This window comes from Agromyces sp. P1_H4 (assembly GCF_056405255.1).
Genome location: NZ_JBFUCL010000337.1, coordinates 1 through 4,082, shown reverse-complemented (window position 1 = coordinate 4,082; position 4,082 = coordinate 1). Strand labels below are relative to the sequence as shown.

Annotated in this window: 5 protein-coding genes and 1 pseudogene; 5 read left to right on the top strand and 1 reads right to left on the bottom strand. The window is 71.1% G+C overall.

Going from position 1 to position 4,082, the window contains the following annotated elements; genetic code table 11:
• On the bottom strand, positions 1-1,113 hold a 1,113-nt coding region (locus AC1DY2_RS16570), incomplete at its 3' end, for a glutamate--cysteine ligase (RefSeq protein WP_476763412.1).
• A 224-nt stretch (positions 1,114-1,337) separates the two neighbouring features.
• On the opposite strand from AC1DY2_RS16570, the gene rpsP reads away from it, so the two are divergent.
• The 5 genes and pseudogenes from rpsP to AC1DY2_RS16545 all read left to right on the top strand — a co-directional run.
• Positions 1,338-1,754 (top strand): 30S ribosomal protein S16, encoded by a 417-nt coding sequence (gene rpsP, locus AC1DY2_RS16565; RefSeq protein ID WP_309979249.1) that lies wholly within the window; start codon positions 1,338-1,340, stop codon positions 1,752-1,754.
• A gap of 3 nt (positions 1,755-1,757) precedes the next feature.
• Positions 1,758-1,994, top strand: coding sequence for an RNA-binding protein (locus AC1DY2_RS16560; protein ID WP_476763411.1), 237 nt, complete (start codon positions 1,758-1,760; stop codon positions 1,992-1,994).
• 1 nt (position 1,995) lies between these two features.
• Positions 1,996-2,640: pseudogene (gene rimM, locus AC1DY2_RS16555) on the top strand (ribosome maturation factor RimM).
• A gap of 9 nt (positions 2,641-2,649) precedes the next feature.
• The gene (gene trmD, locus AC1DY2_RS16550) at positions 2,650-3,339 is read left to right on the top strand and encodes a tRNA (guanosine(37)-N1)-methyltransferase TrmD (protein ID WP_476763410.1); all 690 of its coding nucleotides are present in this window, start codon (positions 2,650-2,652) and stop codon (positions 3,337-3,339) included.
• Positions 3,340-3,529: 190 nt separating this feature from the next.
• Positions 3,530-4,082 (top strand): sirohydrochlorin chelatase (locus tag AC1DY2_RS16545; RefSeq protein WP_476763409.1); only part of this gene is annotated, 553 nt, incomplete at its 3' end.

The window sequence follows — 4,082 nt, the reverse complement described above, 5'->3', positions numbered from 1 at the left end:
GGCGAGGTGCGCGACGACGGCGGTGAGGTCGCCCCCGGCGGCCTCGGCGACCCGCAGCTGTCGCTGGTAGCTCGCCCCGCCGTCGAGGGTGCCGCGCACGAGCTGCAGCTCGGCCTGGCATCCGAGCCGCTCGGCGACGGGCACGAGCGTCGTGAGGAGGTCGCGCAGGTCGTCGCCGACGAGCCGCTCGGTGCCCGCGACATCCGTGATGATCTCGGCGTCCATGCCGTAGCGCGCGGCGCGCCACTTGTTCTCGCGCACGTACCAGGGCTGCAGCACCGTCAGCGTCTCGCCGTCGTCGAGGCGTTCGCTCATCCACTCGACGAGGCACTGCACGAGTGCCGCGATGGCGGCGATCTCGGCCGCGGTCGAGACGCCGTCGCAGACGCGCACCTCGACGGTGCCCCATTTCGGCGACGGGCGGATGTCCCAGCGCACCTCGCTGTGGTCCTCGATCACGCCGGTGCGCACCAGGTCGTCGACGTAGCGTTCGTAGGCCGGCCAGTCGGGCAGCGGGTACGGCAGTCCCGCAGTGGGCAGCTGCTGGAACATGAGTGCGCGATTCGAGGCGTACCCCGTGTCGACCCCCGCCCAGAACGGGCTCGACGCCGACAGCGCCTGCAGGTGCGGGAGGTAGGCGAGCAGCCCGTCGAGGATGGGAAGCGCCTTGTCCCTCTCCTCGATGCCGACGTGCACGTGGATGCCCCAGATCATCATGTTGCGACCCCACCACCGGGTGCGTTCGATGAGCTTGTGGTACCGCGGCTTGTCGGTGAGGCGCTGGTCGTACCACTGGCTGAAGGGGTGCGAGCCGCTGCAGATGAGCTCGTAGTCGCCGAGCTCGTCGATCACCGCCCGCACCTCGGCGAGCTGGCCCTCGAGGTCGGCGACGGCGTCGGCGACGCGCTCGTGCACGCCGCTCACGAGCTCGACGGTGTTCGTGAGCAGCTCCGAGGTGATGGTGGGATGCGTCCCGCCCTCGCTCCGCTCGTCGAGCAGCTCGAGCACGCGGTCGCCGATCGAGGCGAGCTCGCCGGTGGCGCGATCCACGATCGCGACCTCCCACTCGAGGCCGATGGTGGACCGGGCCGAACGGGCGAAGTCGATCTGCACGGCGCGAACCCCCTCCACGGCGTCGGATGCGCCGATGTCGGCTCATCATGGCATGCGACCCGGGCGATTATCCTTACGACGCGAAATCTGCAAGAATGGTCAGTCGAGTTCCGTACCGCCCGACCCTCTATCCGGCGCACAGAACCTCATTGAGCTTCCGCCGAGTGTGCACCCCACGCTCACGGCTGTCAGTTCGCCCACCTCACAACATTTTCAGGAGAATTGTGGCTGTCAAGATCCGTCTCAAGCGCCTCGGCAAGATCCGTGCGCCGTACTACCGCATCGTCGTCGCCGACTCGCGCACCAAGCGCGACGGTCGCGTCATCGAGGAGATCGGCAAGTACCACCCCACCGAGAACCCCTCGTTCATCGAGGTCGACTCCGACCGCGCCCAGTACTGGCTCTCCGTCGGCGCCCAGCCGACCGAGCAGGTCGCCGCGATCCTCAAGCTCACGGGCGACTGGGGCAAGTTCAAGGGCGACGCCGACGCGAAGTCCACGGTCAAGGTCGCCGAGCCCAAGGCCGGGTTCGTCGCCGACGACAAGAAGAAGCCGGTGCTGAAGCCCAAGTCGGAGAAGCCCGCCAAGGCTGCCGAGGCCGAGGCGCCCGCCGCCGACGAGACCGCGACGGACGAGGCCTAGGCCTTGCTCCAGTCCGCGCTCGAACACCTCGTCGAGGGGATCGTCGATCACCCTGACGACGTGAAGGTCGTCTCCGCGTCGAGCGCACGCGGCGAGGTCCTCGAGGTTCATGTGAACCCCGAGGACCTCGGTCGCGTGATCGGCCGTGCCGGCCGCACCGCGAAGGCGCTCCGCACCCTCGTGACCGCACTCGCCGACGGCCGCCGCGTTCGCGTCGACGTCGTCGACACCGACGACTGACGTGGCCGACGCACCCCGAACGCAGCTCAGGGTCGGCCGCCTCACCAAGGCGCACGGCCTGAAGGGCGCCATCAAGCTCGAGCTCTACACCGACGATCCCGAGCGCCGCTTCGTGCCGGGCGCCGAGTTCTCGCTGCAGGTCCCCGAGTCCTCGCCCTGGCACGGCTAGCACCTCACGCTCCGTGAGGTGCGCTGGTACAACGGCCACCCCGTCGGGTTCTTCGAGGGGGTCGAGGACCGCACCGCGGCCGAGGGCCTCGCGAAGGCCATCCTCTGGGTCGAGCACGTCGACCAGGAGTCGCCCGAGGACGACGCGTGGTACGACCACCAGCTCGTCGGGCTCGCGGTCATCCGCGACGGCGAGCGCATCGGCCAGGTCACCCACGTCGACCACCTGCCGGCGCAGGACCTCCTGATCGTGAAGTCCGGCGGACGGGAGATCATGGTCCCGTTCGTCGCGGCGATCGTGCCCGAGGTCGACATCGAGGCCGGCACGCTGACGGTGACGCCGCCGCCCGGCCTCTTCGAGGAGCTCGTCGAGGAGCCGGACACGGCCGAGGGTGACGCGCCCGCCGAGGCGGAGCCCGAGGCATCCGCCGACGCCGAGCCCGAGGCATCCGGCGGCGACGACCACCCCGCCGAGTAGGGTCGGGCCATGCGGATCGACATCGTCACGATCTTCCCCGACTTCTTCTCGGTGCTCGACCTGTCGCTGCTCGGCAAGGCGCGCCAGACGGGGCTGATCGAGGTCCGCACGCACGACCTGCGCGAGCACACCCACGACCGGCACCGCACCGTCGACGACACGCCGTACGGCGGCGGTGCGGGCATGGTCATGAAGCCCGAGCCGTGGGGCGAGGCGATCGATGCGATCGTCGGCGACGCGGCATCCGACGCCCTGCTCGTCGTGCCGTCGCCCGCGGGCGAGCCGTTCACGCAGGCCACCGCCCGCGAGCTCGCGCAGGAGCCGCACCTCGTCTTCGCCTGCGGGCGGTACGAGGGCATCGACCAGCGCGTCGTCGACCACTTCGCGACGCGCATACGCGTGCGGCTCATCAGCCTCGGCGACTACGTGCTCAACGGCGGCGAGGTCGCCGTGATGGCGATGATCGAGGCCGCCGGGCGCCTGGTGCCCGGAGTCGTCGGCAACCCCGAGAGCCTCGTCGAGGAGTCCCACGAGGACGGGCTGCTCGAGTATCCCAGCTACACCAAGCCCGCCACTTGGCGCGGCCTCGACGTGCCGCCGGTGCTGCTGTCGGGCAACCATGGCGCGATCGCCGCGTGGCGGCACGACCAGCAGGTCGAGCGCACCCGTCGCGTGCGGCCCGAGCTGCTCGCCGAGTAGCGCGCGGCTGCATCGTCGCACCACGTCACGCCCGCCGACGCGTGCCCACGGCGCCCACGGATGCCGCGGCACGGCGTGAGGCAGTCTTCACCTCCCGGAAACACTCGGGAGCCGTCCGCGAAACACGCCGTGCATAGCGTCGAAACCGGCGGCCGACAGCGGACTCCGCCGGAGAGCGCGGGGTTCGGAGATGGTCGGGTCGAGTGGTGCAGGCCTCCCCGATGACCGGCTGGGCCCCCACCCGCTCCGTCTCGTCGCCGTCACCCACGGGGCGCCGTCGGCCGCGAATCGCGAGGCCGTGATCCGACTCGTCGACGCCGTCGCGTCGGAGCGGCCCGACGTCGGCGTGTCCATCAGCTTCGTCGATGCCAGCAACGCGGATGTCGCAGCCGCCCTCGCAGCCGACGCCGAACCCGACGCGGTCATCGTGCCGCTGGTGCTCTCGGCGGGCTTCCACGTGCGCACCGGCCTGTCGCTCGGCCTCGACCGCATCGGCGGGGGCGCGCAGCTCGCCCCCGAGCTCGGACCCGATGAGCGCATCGTCTCGGTGCTCGCCGATCGGCTCGCGGCCCTCGGCCTCGCCGAGGGCGATGCCGTGCTCCTCGCCGCCGCCGGCTCGAACGACCCCCGCGCGGTGCGCGAGTGCTTCGAGACCGCGCGCCGGCTCGGCCAGCGGCTCGGCCGGCCCGTGACCGTGGGGTTCATCGCCGCCGCGATCCCGCGCCTGCCCGACGCCATCGAGA